The following is a 16640-nucleotide window of genomic DNA, read 5'->3' as shown; positions in this document are numbered from 1 at the left end:
GACTGAAATAGGCAGGCGGTGAGGCAGAAATGTCCGCCGCCTTTTTTCGTGTGCGCATGTACAAAAAATGAAGCCCGGATGGCGATCCATCCGGGCTTTGGAATTCTTGGTGGCGGTACAGGGACTTGAACCCCGGACACGCGGATTATGATTCCGCTGCTCTAACCAACTGAGCTATACCGCCGTAAGTGAGGTGCGATTTAGGCTCTTCCTGGGGTGGGGTCAAGAGAGAAATCGCATCAAAAGAGCAGGTTTTTTGTTTCTTGAAGCTTGCGTCAAAAACGAAAGCGCGACGGCAATGGACTTAAGGCTTTTGGGCGTGAGCGCGCATCAATCTGCACGGCAAAAGAAAAGCCCCGACGGCTGTCGGGGCTTTCAAAAAAATGGCGCTTAGAGCTTTTAACCGATAGCCGCTGCTTTCACGTCAGCGTCGATATGGGGCAGGTATTGCTCGAAATTGTCAGCAAACATCCCGACCAACTTGGTGGCCTGCGCATCATAGGCGTCTTTGTCTGCCCATGTGCCGCGTGGATCCAGCAGGGTGTCGTCTACGTCTGGCACAGAGACCGGAACTTCGAAGCCAAAATTGGCATCCTTGCGGAATTCCACGTGGTTCAACGAGCCATCCAAGGCCGCAGTGAGCAGCGCGCGGGTGGCTTTGATCGGCATGCGAGAGCCGGTGCCGTAAGCGCCGCCGGTCCAGCCGGTGTTCACCAACCAGCATGTGGTGCCAAACTCAGCGATCTTCTTACGCAGCAGTGCGCCATAAACTTCAGGGCGACGCGGCATAAACGGCGCGCCAAAGCAGGTGGAGAAGGCTGGCGTTGGCTCCGTCAGGCCGCGCTCGGTGCCTGCCATTTTGGCGGTGAAGCCGGACAGGAAGTGGTACTCTGCTTGCGCTGGTGTCAGACGGGCCACTGGCGGCAGCACACCAAAGGCGTCGCATGTCAGCATGATCACGTTTTTAGGGTGACCACCAAGGCCATTGTCCGATGCATTCGGGATCGAATCCAGCGGGTACGCACAGCGCATGTTCTCGGTGAGGCTTTTGTTCTCAAAGTCGAGCTCTTTGGTTTCTTCGTCGAAAACCATGTTCTCAATGACGGTGCCGAACATCTTTGTGGTGGCGTAGATTTCCGGTTCGGCTTCCGGGTTCAGGCCGATGGTCTTTGCGTAGCAGCCGCCTTCGAAGTTGAAGGTGCCGCGATCGGACCAGCCGTGTTCGTCATCACCAATCAGAGTGCGGTTCGGGTCAGCGGACAGCGTGGTTTTGCCGGTGCCGGACAAGCCGAAGAACACAGCGCTGTCGACAGGGTTGTCCTTAGCGTGGTTGGCGGAGCAGTGCATCGGCATGATGCCTTTTTCCGGCAGCAAGTAGTTCAGCAGGCCAAAGACAGACTTCTTATTTTCGCCGGCGTACTCAGTGTTGCCGATCAGGATCATCTTTTTCTCGATGTTCACAGCAATCACAGTTTCGGTCCGGCATCCGTGCTTCGCAGGATCTGCCTTGAAGCTTGGGCAGTTGATAATGGTGTAATCCGCCACGAAGCTGTCCAGTGCGTTACGATCCGGGCGGCGCAGCAGGTGACGAATAAAGAGGTTGTGCCACGCCAGTTCGTTCACAACACGAACATTGATGGCGTGCGTCGGATCTGCACCTGCGGTCAGGTCCTGTACAAAGTAGTCGCGGCCTTTCATGTGCTCCAACATATCGGCATGCAGGCGATCAAAGGCGTCGGACTCCATCGGGGCGTTATTTTCCCACCAAATGGTGTCCTCAGTCATCGGGGTACGGACGGTGAACTTGTCTTTAGGAGACCGGCCGGTGAATTCGCCGGTGCTCACTAAAAAGGTGCCGCCGTTGCCCAGAGTGCCCTCTCCGCGCTTCAGCGCGGACTCGATGAGGGCAGGCTCAATAAAGTTGTAATAGACATTTCCCAGACCTTCGATCCCTTGATCTTGCAGGCGGAATTGCGGGTTTACCCGTCCAAATGTCATTATCTTACTCCTGTAGCCGCGTGTCCTGTTGCGGCGGTCCTTGAAAGTCCTCGGGGCGAAATATTCTTGCGCGTCAAAACACCCCGAAGTGCGACATGGGCCTCATAACATGCCAATTATTGATAAGAACAGGACGGTTTGGCGCAGTTAGCGCAACCAAATGCAGGTTAGCGCAATCAAGTGTTCCGATAGGAAAGGGCGTGCTGCGATTGTCGCCAAAAGTGAGACAATTTAGCCATTGCTCAAGGAATTTCTGGCCAAATAAGTCCGGTTTGTTACCCGAATCGCACTTTTACGTTGATTGCCCCAGTCTGAATTGCGCATAATGCCGCAAAAAACAGACATAATAAGAGCAGTAATAAGGACCGATCCCATGTCGAAAATTGCCCTTGTGGATGACGACAGGAATATCCTGACGTCGGTTTCTATCACCCTTGAGGCGGAGGGGTTTGAAGTCGAGACATATAATGACGGCCAGCAGGCGCTGGATGCATTTAGCAAAAAACTCCCGGATATGGCTGTTCTGGATATCAAGATGCCGCGCATGGATGGTATGGATCTGTTACAGCGTCTGCGTCAGAAGACCAGTATGCCGGTGATCTTCCTGACCTCCAAAGACGATGAGATCGATGAGGTGCTGGGATTGCGCATGGGCGCAGATGACTACGTCAAAAAGCCGTTTAGCCAGCGTTTGCTAGTGGAGCGCATTCGCGCGCTGTTGCGCCGCCAAGAAGCCGTCGATGGCGATATTGTTGGCGAAACCGAAGACACAAAAATCATGGAACGTGGTGAATTGACCATGGATCCGCTGCGCCACTCGGTGAGTTGGAAGGGGCAGGATGTCACGCTAACCGTGACTGAATTCCTTTTGTTGCAGGCGCTTGCGCAACGACCCGGTTTTGTGAAAAGCCGCGACCAATTGATGGACGTCGCATATGATGATCAAGTCTATGTTGACGACCGCACGATCGACAGCCACATCAAACGTCTTCGCAAGAAAATGCGGACCGTAGATCGTGACTTCTCCGCAATTGAGACGCTGTACGGCATCGGTTATAGGTACAACGAAGAGTAACGACACAAGGCCGGAAGGACCAACGTGCAAGACATGGCCCAAGGGCGGGACGGGGACGTTGTTTTGGGCGATGATTGGGTCGCCCCTGAAGCCAACGTCGAAGATGAGTTGCAAGGCCGGCGCGAACGTCGCCGGCTTTTACCTCTGGGGAAGTCCCCGCTGACACGCAAAATTATTACCTTTAATATGATCGCACTCTTGGTGTTGGTCGCAGGTATTCTATTTCTCAACAGCGCCCGTGACAGCTTCGCGGTGCAGCGCGCCACTGGGCTTGTGACCGAGGCTAGGCTGATTGCTGGAGCTTTCGAGGCCCAGTTGCCGTCAGGCGCGCCTGTCAACCTCGCCACAAATGACGGTGTTGATGTTGGTTCAACGCTTGAAAAGCTGCCGCTGCAAGTTGGCACAACCGTGCATGTCTATGACGCGGCGGGAAAAACGGCTGGTTCAAAAGAAGGCAAAGCGTCTGCGGAGGCGGCCGAGGTTTTGGCAGAGCGCCCAGAAGGCGCGCCGCTCACATCTGCGCTCAATAAGATTTGGAGTTCGATCTCTGGCAAGGACGGTGCTGCGGAAGCTTCGGCGGACCAATTGAATAGTCAGCTTCAAACGATGGCTCAGGCTGCCGTGGCCGGCAAGGAAACCTTCGAGACGCTTGTCGCGGCTGATGGTGGACATGTATTCGCGATGGCTGTCCCCATTGAGCAAAACGACAGTGTCGTTGGCGCAGTGGTGTTGACAAGTGCCTCCGGTGAGCTTGATCGCATGGTGAGTTCCGAGCGGGAACGCGTCTTGCAGATGTTCCTGATCGCCACAGTGGTGTCTGTGGGCTTGTCCATGGTGTTGGCGTCCACCATTTCAAACCCGCTCTCTGATCTGGCAGCTGCGGCAGAGCTGGGCAGAGACAGCGATAGCCGCAAAGTGAATCCGGGCCGTGTGCGCATTCCGGATTTAACGGCAAGACCAGATGAAATCGGACGTTTGTCTGGAGCTTTGCGCGGCATGGTTTCAGCCCTTTATGAACGGATAGACAGTAACGAACAGTTCGCTGCTGACGTTGCCCATGAAATTAAAAACCCATTGGCGTCTTTGCGGTCTGCGGTTGGCTCGCTCCGTATGGTCAAAAAGGAAGAACACCGGGAAAAGCTGCTCAATGTGATCGAGCATGATGTACGCCGCTTGGATCGGTTGGTGAGCGATATTTCCAATGCATCGCGCTTGGACAGCGAACTGGTCAAGGAAGAAGAAGAGACCTTCGACCTGCTTGGGATGGTTGGCAATCTGACGCAGTATTTGGGCGAAGATGCCAAAGGAAAAGGTATCGACTTCATCACGGACTTGCCTGATGCGCCGATTGACATCACCGGCTTGGAGGCGCGTCTTGCGCAGGTCTTTGTGAATCTGATCACCAACGCGATCAGTTTTTGTGAGGACGGGGACGCAATCCGTGTGTGGGCCCGCAAGCGCGAAAACCGTGTGTTGGTGGTTGTGGAAGATACTGGCCCAGGTATTCCAGAGCAGGCACTGAACAAAATCTTCAACCGGTTCTATTCACATCGGCCTGAATCCCAGTTTGGAAATAACTCCGGTTTGGGGCTGGCCATCTCTAAGCAAATTGTGGAGGCGCACGGCGGCGTCATTTGGGCGGAGAACATCCGGCCAACCGATGCGGATGTGACCTCGGAGCCTCTTGGCGCACGTTTCGTTGTGGGGTTGCCGGTGTAAGCCATGACGCAGGCGGACGATCTATTCTCTGCACAGTCGGACATCGCCGTTGAAGAAACCCTGTTGCATGCGTCCTGCGTGGCCGATGACGGGCGTGCAGTTCTGATAAGGGGGGCTGCGGGTCGTGGAAAATCGAGCCTGGCGCTGCAGCTCATGGCGTATGGTGCGGAGCTTGTGTCGGATGACCAAACCGTTGTTCGTCTCTCTGAAGGGCGACTTCTGGCGTCAGCACCAGATACCACTCGCGGATTGATCGAGGCGCGGTCAGTGGGAATTTTGCGCGCTAATCCTGTGCAGGATATTCCATTGCACTTGGTGATCGATTTGGACCAAACGGAAGACCAGAGGTTGCCGCATCCAAGGCAAGTTCAAGTGTTGGGGCAGGAACTTCCCATGCTTTTGGGGGTAGATGCCCCTTATTTTGCCGCTGCCGTATTGCAGCTGTTGCGTCATGGAAGGAACGCCTGAATGATCTCTGACATCACGCAGGACACAGTACCTTTGGTGCTGCTCACTGGTCCATCAGGTGCCGGGCGCTCTACGGCAATCAAAGCACTAGAGGATGCAGGGTTTGAAACCATTGACAATCTCCCGTTGGGGTTGCTGCCGAGACTTTTGTCCGGTCAACCGCTCAAGCGGCCTATGGCGCTGAGCCTGGATGTCCGCAATCGGGACTTTTCTCCGGCGGCCATTCTGGACGCGTTGGAACTGGTGGATGAGTTGCCCAATGTGGCGCCGGAGTTGTTGTACCTGGATTGCCGCGCGGAAGTCTTGCGCCGTCGCTATAATGAGACCCGGCGTAGCCATCCTCTGGATCGGCAGGAAGATCCCAACGCGGGAATTGAGACTGAGCTGTCGTTGCTGCAAGAGGTGCGGGGCAGGGCCACCGTGTTGATTGAGACTTCGGAGCTCACACCACATGAACTGCGCCATGCTGTGCAAAGCAGGTTTGCGCCACAAGATGATCAGGCGATTGGTCTGACGCTTCAGTCTTTCAGCTACAAACGTGGCATTCCCCAGGGGGCAGATTTGGTCTTTGATTGCCGATTTTTGCACAATCCGCATTGGCAAGCCGAACTTCGCGTCATGGATGGTGGTGATGAGCCCGTTGGCGAATACATAGCGACCGATCCGGGCTACGCTCCATTTGTTTCCAACCTGAAGGATATGATGGAGCACGCGTTGCCTGGCTATGTTCGCGAGGGGCGCAGTCATCTTCACGTCGCCTTTGGGTGTACTGGTGGCAAACACCGCTCCGTATTCATGACCGAGACAATTGCCGAATCCCTTGCAAATAGGGGCTGGCGGGTGTCTATAAGACATCGCGAACTCAATCGGTACGCAGTGCTAAGCGCGCGTCCGCAGATCGCAGAAGATGGGGAATAGATAGCTTGATCGGTATCGTGATCGTGGCACATGGTGGTTTGGCCAATGAATATTTGGCCGCCATGGAACATGTCGTTGGCGCCCAGAACGGCGTCAGCGCGATTACTATTGAGCCCGATCATGATCGCAGCCAGAAACAGCGTGAAATCTGTGCCGCGGCCGATGCCGTGGACCACGGGGACGGCGTTGTGGTGGTTACAGACATGTTTGGTGGCTCGCCGTCCAATCTGAGCTTGCGTGCCTGTGCCCCAGCCAATCGGCGCATCCTTTATGGTGCAAATTTGCCGATGTTGATTAAACTGGCCAAAAGCCGCCACTTGGACGTAGCGGATGCGGTCAGAGCGGCGCTGGAAGCTGGCCGCAAATATATCGATAGCCAAAATATTCAAACAGGGTAAGCAGATGAGTGATGTCATCCAACGCACGATGCAAATCGTGAATGAAAAAGGTCTGCATGCACGCGCATCCGCAAAGCTTGTTGAGGTTGTCGAAGGCTTTGACGCTTCGGCAGAAGTGTCAAAGGATGGCTTGAGTGCGGGTGGTGACAGTATTATGGGGTTGCTGATGTTGGCGGCCTCCAAGGGTACCAGCATTGCAGTGGAAACCAGCGGGCCGGATGCACAGGCCTTGGCCGATGCCATTGAGGCGCTTGTCGCAGACAAGTTCGGTGAAGGATTCTGACAAGGGCCACGGCGTAGGAAGACGAATTTGGTAGATACGGTGCCAGAGGCGCAGGTCGCAAAGCCTGCATCAGAGACGGAAGGTCAGGTCTATGATCGCCGCACGTTGACCTATGCCAATTCCTTTGATGACCGCTGGACCTCGTTTGCAATTCGCGCAATCGAGTGGATGACTGGCAAGTTAAAAATCTTGCGCATGGTCAACAAGTTTGAACGCGACAATGAGAAATACCGCGGCCAGAAGTTCTGGCGTGGCGCGCTCAATGTGATGGGTATTGAGCTGCAAACGCCGCTCGAGCAACTCCAGAACATTCCGTCAGAAGGTCCTGTCGTGGTTGTGGCCAATCACCCGCACGGGATGGTGGACGGCATGATTTTTGCGGATTTGATCGGCCGTGTACGCCAAGATTATCGTATTTTGACGCGCTCCGTGCTGACCGGGCTTGATGAAGCCGCGTCCAGCTTCATGATCCCAGTGCCTTTTCCGCACGACCCCGACGCGCAGCGCAAAATGGTTGAAATGCGCGGCAAGGCGATGGCGCACTTGAAAGACGGGGGCGTCGTTGCACTGTTCCCCTCGGGTGTTGTCATGAGCTCGGACACCTGGTTTGGACCGGCCATTGAACAAGAGTGGAACGTCTTCACTGCGCAGATGATCCGCCGTTCTGGCGCACGCGTGGTTCCGATTTTCTACCCTGGTCAAAACAGCCGTGCCTATCAGATCGCAAACAAACTATCGCCAATTCTGCGGCAGGGGTTGCTGCTACACGAGATTGTTCGATCCTGCGACAAGCCGCAGGCACCTGTCGTTGGTGCGCCGCTGACAGATGAGCAAATGGAGCAGCTCCAATCTGATCCACGTGGATTTATGGCGTGGTTGCGCCAGCACACGCTGGACCTCGGAAAGAACGCCTGATTTCTCTTTAGATGGCTCAAAACAAAAAAACGCGAGGTCGGAACCTCGCGTTTTTGCTTTTGGTTTTGTGTTAGCGCGTTGGCACCGGTACGTCGCCTCTGTAGTCATAAAAACCGCGTTTGGTTTTGCGGCCAAGCCATCCCGCTTCGACATATTTGGTAAGCAGAGGACATGGGCGGTACTTGGTGTCCGCCAGGCCGTCGTGCAGCACATTCATAATCGCCAAGCAGGTGTCCAAGCCAATAAAGTCGGCCAGCTCCAAAGGGCCCATCGGGTGGTTCGCGCCCAGCTTCATTGCGTTGTCGATGGAAGCCACATTGCCAACGCCTTCATAGAGCGTGTAGCAGGCTTCGTTGATCATTGGAATCAGGATGCGGTTCACGATAAAGGCCGGGAAGTCCTCGGCGCTGGCGGCGGTCTTGCCGAGGCGCTCCACGATGCCCAGACACGTCTGGTAGGTGTCTTCGTCGGTGGCGATGCCGCGGATCAGCTCGACCAGTTTCATCATCGGCACCGGGTTCATGAAGTGGAAACCCATGAAGCGTTCCGGACGATCCGTACGAGACGCGAGTCGCGTGATGGAAATTGATGATGTGTTTGACGTGAGGAGGGTATCGGGGCCAAGGTGGGGCTTCAAAGTATCAAAAATTTGATGCTTGATCTCTTCACGCTCTGTGGCCGCTTCGATTACCAAGTCGGTTCCGCCAAGTGCTGGCAGCTCCAATGTGGTCTCTATCCGCCCCATTGCGGCGGCTTTTTCTTCGGCGGAAATCATCTCGCGGCTCACCTGCCGTTCGAGGTTTTTGTCGATGCGCCCAACGGCTGCTTCCAGCGCGTTCTGGTTGATATCATTCAGAAGAACATCATATCCGGCCAGCGCCATTACATGCGCGATACCGTTGCCCATCTGGCCTGCTCCAACGACGCCAATCGACTTGATGTCCATAAGTGAAATCCTCTCAAAATCCCTGGCTGACCATAGGCCCGCGCACGTAGTAGCTGCAAGTGGATAAGGCCTTTAAAACTTGCCACAAAATCGCGCATTAGCTTTTTCGCAAGGGCTTTCGGCGATTCTCTCTACTGGGTGAGAAAATTAGTGGTGAGAAAATGTCTTACGAAAAGATGTCTGGCACCGAGCTCAATTATGAGCCGTGCCAATACGGGGAATCGCGATTATTGTTTCGTGGTCCTCAGAAGGCGCTCGACGAGCCCTTTGTTGCGTTTCTTGGGGGTACGGAAACCTACGGCAAGTTTGTACCGCAGCCGTTTGTCAGTCTGCTGGATGAGGCGCTGCCGATCAATTGTGTGAACTTTGGGTATGTGAATGCGGGTATCGACGCGTTTCTTGCGGAGCCGTCGGTGTTGCATATTGCGCAGCAATCCGAAGTGACCGTTGTTCAGGTCATGGGCGCGCAGAATATGTCCAACCGGTATTACAAGGTGCACCCGCGTCGGAACGACCGCTTTATTGGCGCTTCCAACATGATGCAGATGGTGTTCAACGAGATCGACTTTAGCGAGTTCCATTTTACCCGACATATGCTGGGTACACTGTGCGCGCGGGCGCCGGACCGTTACGCCATGGTGCGGGACGAACTGCGCATGGCGTGGAGCGCACGTATGAAGTTGTTGCTGAACACGATTGGCGGCAAGATTGTCCTGCTCTGGGTGGCGGACCATGCGCCGGAAACGGCCATGGGGACAAGCGGTTTGGGACCAGACCCCTTGTTTGTAGACCGGCTGATGATCGAAGAACTGCGCCCTATGGTGGATGACATTGTCGAAGTGGTGGTGAGCGAGGACGCGCAAGCGCAGGGCATCACAGGTATGCAATGCACAGATATGGAACGTGTCGCGGCGCAACGGATGCTGGGTGTTTCAGCCCATCAGGAGGCGGCTGACGCGTTGCAAAAGCCGCTGGCGAAGCTGACCTAAGACCACGCCACACGCCCAATGAAAAAGGCCCGCCTGAAAAGGCGGGCCTTCATGTCTTGTGAGTGGCCGGAGTTTAGCCGAGTTTCTCTGTCAGCGCTGGCACTGCTTCAAACAGATCGGCAACCAGACCAAAGTCAGCAACCTGGAAGATAGGCGCTTCTTCGTCTTTGTTGATCGCAACGATGATCTTGGAGTCTTTCATGCCGGCCAGGTGCTGGATTGCGCCGGAGATACCCGCTGCGATGTAAAGCTCTGGTGCAACCACCTTACCGGTCTGGCCAACCTGCCAGTCGTTTGGTGCGTAGCCGGAGTCAACCGCGGCACGGGATGCACCAACAGCTGCGCCCAGCTTGTCAGCCAGGGCTTCGAGGATTTTGAAGTCTTCTTCAGAACCAACGCCACGGCCGCCGGAGACAACCACACCTGCGGAGGTCAGTTCTGGACGATCGCTTTCGGCCACTTTGTCTTCAACCCATTCGGACAGGCCTGGATTGTCGGCTGCGCCAACGGTTTCCACAGAAGCGGAACCGCCTTCGCCTGCCGCGTCGAAGGTCGACGTCCGGAAGGTGATGACTTTGGTGGAGTCGTTAGACTTCACGGTCTGGATCGCGTTACCGGCGTAGATCGGACGCTCGAAAGTGTCTGCGTCAACCACTGCGGTCACGTCCGACAGCACCATCACGTCCAGAAGCGCGGCCACGCGTGGCATCACGTTCTTGGCGTCGGTGGTCGCTGGGGCCACGATGTGGCTGTAGTCACCCGCGAGGGAAACGATTAGCGCAGCTGTTGGTTCCGCCAGGCGGTGGCCCAGAGATGCGTCTTCGGCAACCAAAACCTTGGCAACACCGTCGATCTTGGCAGCGGCTTCGCCAGCTGCGGCAGCAGAGGCACCAGCAGCCAGAACGGTTACATCACCCAGTGCTTTGGCAGCGGTGACAGCTTTGGCGGTGGCGTCCAACGCCAGTTCGCCGTTGTTGACTTCTGCGAGAAGAAGAACAGCCATTACACAGCCCCCGCTTCTTTGAGTTTCTCAACCAGCTCGTCGACGGAGCCTACGATGATGCCGGCGGCACGCTCAGATGGCTCAGAAGTCTTCACAACTTCCAGACGCGGAGTGACATCCACGCCGTAGTCGGCAGCGGTTTTCTCATCCAGCGGCTTTTTCTTCGCCTTCATGATGTTTGGCAGGGACGCATAACGCGGCTCGTTCAAACGCAGGTCCACGGTGATGATGGTTGGTGTGTTGACCTTGATGGTCTGCAGACCGCCATCCACTTCGCGGGTTACAACAGCCTTGTCGCCGTCGATGTCGACTTCGGAAGCAAAGGTCGCCTGGGACCAACCCAGCAGCGCAGACAACATCTGGCCGGTGGCGTTCATGTCGTTGTCGATCGCTTGCTTGCCACAGAGCACAACACCTGGCTGCTCTTCCTCAACCACTTTGGCGAGGATTTTGGCAACGGCCAGTGGCTCGATGTCCTGGTCAACGCTGTCAGCAGCAACAACCAGAATGGCGCGGTCGGCACCCATGGCAAGAGCGGTGCGCAGGGTTTCCTGAGCTTGCTTCACACCGATGGAAACTGCGACGATTTCGTCCGCTTTGCCCGCTTCCTTCAGACGGATGGCCTCTTCAACGGCGATCTCATCAAACGGGTTCATGGACATTTTCACGTTGGCGAGATCGACACCTGTGCCATCCGCTTTCACGCGGACCTTCACGTTGTAGTCAATCACGCGCTTGACAGGTACTAGTACCTTCATGGGCGTAGGACTCCTCAAAGTTTGTCAAAGCCGCCTAAAGGCAGCTCATCGGAATGCTCTCACCGCGTTGATATAGTGTGCAACGCTGGCGAAACAGAGCAAAATCGTCACGTTTAGGCGCAACGACGTCGCGTATCAGCGTTTTCACGCCACGTTTTTTGCAAGAATGTTTCCGCGGCGCAGAAAAGTTACGTAAGGGGAATTTGCGTCAACTACCTTGTTGGCGCTAACGGCCTCACTCAACCATCTAGCGATTCGCGCCAGGAACCCAAAGCACGTCGGCACGGCCTTCATGGTTGGCGATGCGCGCTGCCACAAAGAACCAGTCGCTGAGGCGATTGAGATAGGTCACCGCATCAGCATTGATGTCCTCAGATTGCGCCAGATCTACGGACAACCGTTCTGCACGTCGGGCAACCGTGCGGCACACATGCAGCTGGGCAGCCAGTGCAGAGCCGCCGGGCAGGATGAAGCTGCGCAAAGGCTCCAGTTGGGCATTCATGTCGTCAATTTCGCTTTCAAGACGGGAGACCTGACTGGCAACCACCCGCAGCGGCGGGTACTCGGCCTCGGCATCTTTGGCCATGTCGGGGCGGCACAGATCTGCGCCCAAATCAAACAGGTCGTTCTGAATGCGAGCGAGCGCCGCGTCCATGTCACCTTCGGCATGCAGACGAGCGACACCGAGGAAAGCGTTGAGCTCGTCGGTGGTGCCATAGGCGGCCACGCGTGCGTCATGTTTGGCGACTCTGTCGCCATTGCCCAAGGCTGTGGTGCCTTTATCTCCGGTGCGCGTGTAGATTTTGTTGAGAACAACCATGTGCTCAGCCTCCGCTGCGTAGCCAGACAAAACCAACGATCAGAATGACCGCAATGAACTGCGCGAGTAGACGTAGGCGCATGATTTTGTTGGCATATTTTTTGTTAAACTCGCCACCTTTGGCAAATCCTCCGATGCCAACCAGAAGGATGAACAGCACGGCCAGGCAGGTGACTGCGATAAGCCAGAAGAGGGGATCGTTTGCCATAGGGGTCTCCATGTTCAGCGGTGGCACTGGTGTAGCGGGTCATTGCCCAAAACTGAACCACCTCTGACACTACGTCGCATCAAGCCCTGGCGATCACCCAATCAAGGAAGGACGTTGGCAGGGCGCGTCGAAACACATTCATGATGTGGGCGGGGGTAGTAACGCGGTATCGCGCACGCGGGCGATTAGCCTCCACCGCGTGGATCAGTTTCTTGCACACGGCCTCTGCGGGGAGCTCAAACGGGTCCAGGCCTTCCTGCTTCTCGGTGAACCGTTTGACCAGCCCGTGTCTGTAGTCCTCCGCAAAGGCGGAGTTTTCCCAATCGATCCACTCAAAGAACTGCGCCGCATTGTTCTTGCGCATGTCAGAGGTTATCGGGCCGGGCTCAATCAGGCTGACGTGGATGGGTGTGTCGCGCAGCTCGATGCGCAGGCTGTCAGTGAGGCCCTCGATGGCATGTTTGCTCGCCACGTAGGCGCCGCGATACCGCATCGAGACGTAGCCTAGGACCGAAGAGTTTTGAACAATCCGGCCATGGCCCTGCGCCCGCATGACGGGGATCACTTGGCGCGTGAGGTCATGCCAGCCGATGACATTGCTTTCCATGAGGTCGCGCAGGCCATCGGCAGGGAGGTCTTCGACTGCGCCGGGCATGCCGCGGGCACCGTTGTTGAAGAGGGCATCCAGCGTGCCCCCTGTGGACGCCAAAACCTCTTGTAGGCCAGCGTGGATGCTTTCAGCATCGCGCAATTCAATGCGGGGGCTGTCAAAGCCTTCCGAAACCAAGTGTTTGCAGTCGTCGGGGTTGCGGCACGAAGCAAACACGCGCCAACCACGGGCGCGCAGGCTATGTGCTGCTGCCAGGCCGATTCCGGACGAGCAGCCGGTGATTAAAATGGATTTCTGTGACATCGACGCCCCGTCGCAAAATGAGTTTTTTGCAACTTAGGGAGCAGTTCAGTTCGATGCCACCAGCATTTTACTGGCCATCCAGCCGATTCGACCTGTTTCGCTATCCTTGAGCTTGACCCAGCCGGAGCCATTCTCGCGCAAGACTTCCACTTCGCGATCACGCGGTAGGACCATGAGCACGTTGTAAGATGTGCCTGGACCGCCGCGCATGTTAACGCGAGAACCACGTACGCGGCGTAGGTCGGGTGCGCTTTGCGATTCCAGAGCCAAGGCCAGCGTGTCCTGCACGTCGGCGTCGGTCACGGTCGGTTTCACAAGCACTGGCGCGCCCGGTGTGGCAAAAGACTCAAGTCCCGTAACAAGCGAAGCCACGACAACCGGTTGCGCCGGTTGCGTTGTGTCGGCTTCATGCAAATTGGTTGCTTCTGCAGACAACAAGACAGGCGTGGCAGCGCTTTGTGTATCTGCAGGCGTGGCAGACGCCTTGATGATCGGCACAGACAAAGCCGCCCGCGCCACAACCGGCGCGTCTTCAACTTGCTGTGGAGCCTTCTTGTCGGCCGTTTGAACCCGCGTTTTGGGTTCGAAATCTGACCCGCCGCTGAGCTCCCAAAATACAAAGCCTAGAAATGCAAAACTGATAATTACAAACTTGTTCACTTAATCAACCCCCGAGAGAATCACCCGTACTCACAACACTGTCGCATTACAGGATCAAACAAAGGTTTACACTGCACACATCATAACACGTCGGGGAAAAATTCGCGAGTGTTCCCTCGCATCTGCTTTACCGGCGCATCGGCAAAAGCTATCAGCGGGGTATGACTGACCTGATCGATGACGACGAACTCCCTACACAGAATGTGACTGAGCCGCTGCGGCGGGCGATTGGCGATCGCTACCTGACCTATGCGCTGAGTACGATTATGCACCGGGCGCTGCCGGACGCGCGGGACGGGCTAAAACCCGTTCACCGCCGTATTCTGTATGCGATGCGTGAACTAAAGCTTAGCGCGACGGGCGGCTTCCGGAAATCGGCGAAGATTTCCGGCGACGTGATGGGCAACTATCACCCGCACGGCGATGCGGCGATTTATGACGCGATGGCGCGTTTGGCGCAGGACTTCAACGTGCGCTATCCGTTGGTCGACGGGCAGGGTAACTTCGGCAACATCGACGGGGATAACCCGGCGGCGAGCCGATACACAGAGGCGCGGATGACCTCTGTGGCGGAAGCCTTGCTGGAAGGCCTCAATGAGGATGCTGTTGATTTCAGAGAGAATTATGACGGCACGCTGAGCGAGCCGGTGGTTCTGCCGGCGACCTTCCCGAACCTTCTGGCAAACGGTGCCTCCGGGATTGCGGTGGGTATGGCGACCAATATTCCGCCGCATAACATCAGCGAGCTGTGCGACGCCTGCTTGCACATGATCAAGACGCCGGATGTGCGCGATGACACGTTGCTGAACTACGTGCCGGGGCCGGACTTCCCGACCGGGGGCGTGATTGTTGAGCCGCCTGAAAGCATTGCGCAGGCCTACCGCACGGGGCGTGGCTCTTTCCGGCTGCGCTGTAAGTGGGAGAAAGAAGACCTTGGGCGCGGGCAGTGGCAGATTGTGGTCACTGAGATCCCGTATCAGGTTCAGAAGTCCAAGCTGATCGAAAAGCTGGCGGAGCTGATCCAGACCAAGAAGGTGCCTATTCTTGCGGATGTGCGCGATGAATCGGCCGATGACATTCGCGTGATCCTGGAGCCGAAGAGCAAGAATGTTGAGCCGGATGTGCTCATGAACATGCTTTATCGCAGCAGTGATCTAGAGATTCGATTCTCTTTGAATATGAACGTCTTGATTGATGGGGTGACGCCAAAAGTTTGCTCCATGAAAGAGGTTCTGCGGGCGTTTTTGGACTTCCGTCGCGAGGTTCTCATTCGCCGGTCCAAGCACCGGATGGAGAAGATTGACCACCGTCTGGAGGTCTTGGAAGGCTTCATCATCGCCTTCCTCAACCTGGACCGAGTGATCGACATCATCCGCTATGACGATGCGCCGAAGCAGGCGTTGATGGCGGAGGACTGGGATCAGGACCACCCACGCGCGCTGGATGAAAAGGACTACAAATCTCCGTTGCCGGGCTCTGGTGCCACCCAGCTGACCGAGGTGCAATCCGAGGCGATCCTCAACATGCGCCTGCGCAGCTTGCGGCGTCTTGAAGAGCTGGAGTTGATCCGGGAGCGGGATGCGCTTCAGGAAGAACGCGCTGGAATCGTTGCGCTTTTGGGCAGCGACGACCTGCAGTGGGAGCGGATTTCCGAGCAGCTGAAAGAAGCGAAGAAGACCTTCGGCAAGGGCTATGAAGCTGGTGCGCGGCGCACGGTGTTTGCCGAGGCGGCGGAAGTTGAAGAGGTGCCGATTGAGGCGATGATCGACCGTGAGCCGGTGACGATTGTCTGCTCTCAGATGGGCTGGATTCGCGCCATGTCTGGCCACATTGATCTGAAGCGGGAGCTGAAGTTCAAGGATGGTGACGGGCCGCGATTCATCTTCCATGCGGAGACGACGGACCGGCTTTTGATGTTTGGCTCCAATGGGCGGTTCTACACGCTGAGCGCGGCGAATTTGCCGGGCGGGCGTGGCATGGGGGAACCTGTGCGGCTGATGGTGGATCTGCCGAATGAGGCTGAAATCATTGACATTTTTGTGCATAAGCCGGATCGCAAGCTGCTGGTGGCCAGCAGCGCGGGTGACGGGTTTGTGGTGCCGGAAAAAGACGTGATTGCGCAGACGCGGACGGGCAAACAGGTGCTAAACGTGAAAGACGACATTCGCGCGATGATCTGTAAGCCTGTGTCGGGTGATCATGTGGCTGTGGTGTCCAAAAACGGCCGTTTCTTGGTGTTCCCGATTTCCGAGATGCCAGAGCTTGGGCGCGGAAAAGGTGTGCGAATTCAGAAGTATAACATGGCGCGCGGGCGTCAGGGTACGCTGGAGCTGGACGGCGGGCTGTCCGATATCACCACCTTTGAATGGGAAAATGGTCTGACCTGGTCGATGGGCGGCAGTGGCAAAACGCGGCACGAGCCAGACCTGTCAGATTGGCTTGGGAAACGGGCCGGGGTGGGCAAGAAAGCGCCCTATGGCTTCCCCAAAGACTACAAGTTCGACAAATAAATTTCGGGGGCCGTTGCGCCTCCGTTTTTCATTGAAATGTCACGTCGGTATTGTGTCGG

General features: G+C 56.3%; 17 protein-coding genes and 1 tRNA gene. 9 read left to right on the top strand and 9 right to left on the bottom strand.

The window, feature by feature from the left end; translation table 11 throughout:
• Positions 1 to 107 precede the first annotated feature (107 nt).
• A tRNA-Met gene (locus SIB38_RS22155) sits at positions 108 to 184 on the bottom strand.
• Between the two features lie 215 nt (positions 185 to 399).
• The gene (locus tag SIB38_RS22150; RefSeq protein WP_412551054.1) at positions 400 to 1998 is read right to left on the bottom strand and encodes a phosphoenolpyruvate carboxykinase; all 1599 of its coding nucleotides are present in this window, start codon (positions 1996 to 1998) and stop codon (positions 400 to 402) included.
• Between the two features lie 373 nt (positions 1999 to 2371).
• Here SIB38_RS22150 and SIB38_RS22145 point away from each other — a divergent pair, with 373 nt between their 5' ends.
• The 7 genes from SIB38_RS22145 to SIB38_RS22115 are packed head-to-tail and all read left to right on the top strand — an operon-like array spanning position 2372 to position 7774.
• A complete protein-coding gene (locus SIB38_RS22145; RefSeq protein WP_412551053.1) occupies positions 2372 to 3073 on the top strand; it encodes a response regulator transcription factor in 702 nt (233 codons plus the stop codon).
• A gap of 33 nt (positions 3074 to 3106) precedes the next feature.
• A complete protein-coding gene (locus SIB38_RS22140; protein ID WP_412552074.1) occupies positions 3107 to 4792 on the top strand; it encodes an ATP-binding protein in 1686 nt (561 codons plus the stop codon).
• 3 nt (positions 4793 to 4795) lie between these two features.
• Positions 4796 to 5260 carry an HPr kinase/phosphorylase gene (locus SIB38_RS22135; protein ID WP_294119485.1) on the top strand — a complete coding sequence of 155 codons (465 nt, stop codon included), beginning with the start codon at positions 4796 to 4798 and terminating at the stop codon, positions 5258 to 5260.
• Positions 5261 to 6178, top strand: coding sequence for an RNase adapter RapZ (rapZ, locus tag SIB38_RS22130; RefSeq protein WP_294119484.1), 918 nt, complete (start codon positions 5261 to 5263; stop codon positions 6176 to 6178).
• Positions 6179 to 6183: 5 nt separating this feature from the next.
• On the top strand, positions 6184 to 6576 hold the full coding sequence (locus tag SIB38_RS22125; RefSeq protein WP_294119483.1) for a PTS sugar transporter subunit IIA: 393 nt from the start codon (positions 6184 to 6186) through the stop codon (positions 6574 to 6576).
• A 4-nt stretch (positions 6577 to 6580) separates the two neighbouring features.
• The gene (locus SIB38_RS22120) at positions 6581 to 6859 is read left to right on the top strand and encodes an HPr family phosphocarrier protein (RefSeq protein ID WP_294119481.1); all 279 of its coding nucleotides are present in this window, start codon (positions 6581 to 6583) and stop codon (positions 6857 to 6859) included.
• A 27-nt stretch (positions 6860 to 6886) separates the two neighbouring features.
• A complete protein-coding gene (locus tag SIB38_RS22115; RefSeq protein ID WP_294119480.1) occupies positions 6887 to 7774 on the top strand; it encodes a lysophospholipid acyltransferase family protein in 888 nt (295 codons plus the stop codon).
• Between the two features lie 70 nt (positions 7775 to 7844).
• Here the strand turns inward: SIB38_RS22115 and SIB38_RS22110 are convergent, their stop codons facing one another.
• The gene (locus SIB38_RS22110) at positions 7845 to 8720 is read right to left on the bottom strand and encodes a 3-hydroxybutyryl-CoA dehydrogenase (RefSeq protein ID WP_294119479.1); all 876 of its coding nucleotides are present in this window, start codon (positions 8718 to 8720) and stop codon (positions 7845 to 7847) included.
• A 161-nt stretch (positions 8721 to 8881) separates the two neighbouring features.
• Here SIB38_RS22110 and SIB38_RS22105 point away from each other — a divergent pair, with 161 nt between their 5' ends.
• Positions 8882 to 9709, top strand: a complete 828-nt coding sequence (locus tag SIB38_RS22105) for a DUF6473 family protein (protein WP_294119478.1) — start codon at positions 8882 to 8884, stop codon at positions 9707 to 9709.
• A 73-nt stretch (positions 9710 to 9782) separates the two neighbouring features.
• Here SIB38_RS22105 and SIB38_RS22100 read toward each other — a convergent pair whose 3' ends face one another.
• From SIB38_RS22100 to SIB38_RS22075, 6 genes are all read right to left on the bottom strand, one after another.
• The gene (locus tag SIB38_RS22100; RefSeq protein WP_412551052.1) at positions 9783 to 10712 is read right to left on the bottom strand and encodes an electron transfer flavoprotein subunit alpha/FixB family protein; all 930 of its coding nucleotides are present in this window, start codon (positions 10710 to 10712) and stop codon (positions 9783 to 9785) included.
• Positions 10712 to 11470: an electron transfer flavoprotein subunit beta/FixA family protein gene (locus tag SIB38_RS22095; RefSeq protein WP_294119476.1), complete on the bottom strand. Its 759-nt coding sequence runs from the start codon at positions 11468 to 11470 to the stop codon at positions 10712 to 10714. Before SIB38_RS22095 ends, SIB38_RS22100 begins: the two co-directional genes overlap by 1 nt.
• Before the next feature lie 247 nt (positions 11471 to 11717).
• Positions 11718 to 12290, bottom strand: coding sequence for a cob(I)yrinic acid a,c-diamide adenosyltransferase (locus tag SIB38_RS22090; RefSeq protein WP_412551051.1), 573 nt, complete (start codon positions 12288 to 12290; stop codon positions 11718 to 11720).
• Positions 12291 to 12294: 4 nt separating this feature from the next.
• Entirely contained in the window at positions 12295 to 12498 is a 204-nt protein-coding gene (locus SIB38_RS22085; RefSeq protein WP_294119459.1) for a twin transmembrane helix small protein, read from the bottom strand.
• Between the two features lie 79 nt (positions 12499 to 12577).
• The gene (locus SIB38_RS22080) at positions 12578 to 13411 is read right to left on the bottom strand and encodes an SDR family NAD(P)-dependent oxidoreductase (protein WP_294119457.1); all 834 of its coding nucleotides are present in this window, start codon (positions 13409 to 13411) and stop codon (positions 12578 to 12580) included.
• Between the two features lie 45 nt (positions 13412 to 13456).
• Positions 13457 to 14071: an SH3 domain-containing protein gene (locus tag SIB38_RS22075; RefSeq protein WP_412551050.1), complete on the bottom strand. Its 615-nt coding sequence runs from the start codon at positions 14069 to 14071 to the stop codon at positions 13457 to 13459.
• Positions 14072 to 14232: 161 nt separating this feature from the next.
• On the opposite strand from SIB38_RS22075, the gene SIB38_RS22070 reads away from it, so the two are divergent.
• Positions 14233 to 16581, top strand: coding sequence for a DNA topoisomerase IV subunit A (locus SIB38_RS22070; RefSeq protein ID WP_294119454.1), 2349 nt, complete (start codon positions 14233 to 14235; stop codon positions 16579 to 16581).
• The last annotated feature ends 59 nt before the right edge of the window (positions 16582 to 16640 follow it).

This window comes from Shimia sp. MIT910701 (assembly GCF_047126315.1).
Lineage (GTDB): Bacteria > Pseudomonadota > Alphaproteobacteria > Rhodobacterales > Rhodobacteraceae > Shimia.
This window is presented reverse-complemented; position numbering and strand designations above follow the sequence as displayed.

Coding starts and splice junctions, on each gene's coding strand:
- SIB38_RS22110 (WP_294119479.1), bottom strand. CDS start 8,720: ATGGACATCAAGTCGATTGGCGTCGTTGGAGCAGGCCAGATGGGCAAC.
- SIB38_RS22105 (WP_294119478.1), top strand. CDS start 8,882: ATGTCTTACGAAAAGATGTCTGGCACCGAGCTCAATTATGAGCCGTGC.
- SIB38_RS22135 (WP_294119485.1), top strand. CDS start 4,796: ATGACGCAGGCGGACGATCTATTCTCTGCACAGTCGGACATCGCCGTT.
- SIB38_RS22080 (WP_294119457.1), bottom strand. CDS start 13,411: ATGTCACAGAAATCCATTTTAATCACCGGCTGCTCGTCCGGAATCGGC.
- SIB38_RS22070 (WP_294119454.1), top strand. CDS start 14,233: ATGACTGACCTGATCGATGACGACGAACTCCCTACACAGAATGTGACT.
- SIB38_RS22120 (WP_294119481.1), top strand. CDS start 6,581: ATGAGTGATGTCATCCAACGCACGATGCAAATCGTGAATGAAAAAGGT.
- SIB38_RS22085 (WP_294119459.1), bottom strand. CDS start 12,498: ATGGCAAACGATCCCCTCTTCTGGCTTATCGCAGTCACCTGCCTGGCC.
- SIB38_RS22100 (WP_412551052.1), bottom strand. CDS start 10,712: ATGGCTGTTCTTCTTCTCGCAGAAGTCAACAACGGCGAACTGGCGTTG.
- SIB38_RS22095 (WP_294119476.1), bottom strand. CDS start 11,470: ATGAAGGTACTAGTACCTGTCAAGCGCGTGATTGACTACAACGTGAAG.
- SIB38_RS22140 (WP_412552074.1), top strand. CDS start 3,107: ATGGCCCAAGGGCGGGACGGGGACGTTGTTTTGGGCGATGATTGGGTC.
- SIB38_RS22090 (WP_412551051.1), bottom strand. CDS start 12,290: ATGGTTGTTCTCAACAAAATCTACACGCGCACCGGAGATAAAGGCACC.
- SIB38_RS22150 (WP_412551054.1), bottom strand. CDS start 1,998: ATGACATTTGGACGGGTAAACCCGCAATTCCGCCTGCAAGATCAAGGG.
- SIB38_RS22145 (WP_412551053.1), top strand. CDS start 2,372: ATGTCGAAAATTGCCCTTGTGGATGACGACAGGAATATCCTGACGTCG.
- rapZ (WP_294119484.1), top strand. CDS start 5,261: ATGATCTCTGACATCACGCAGGACACAGTACCTTTGGTGCTGCTCACT.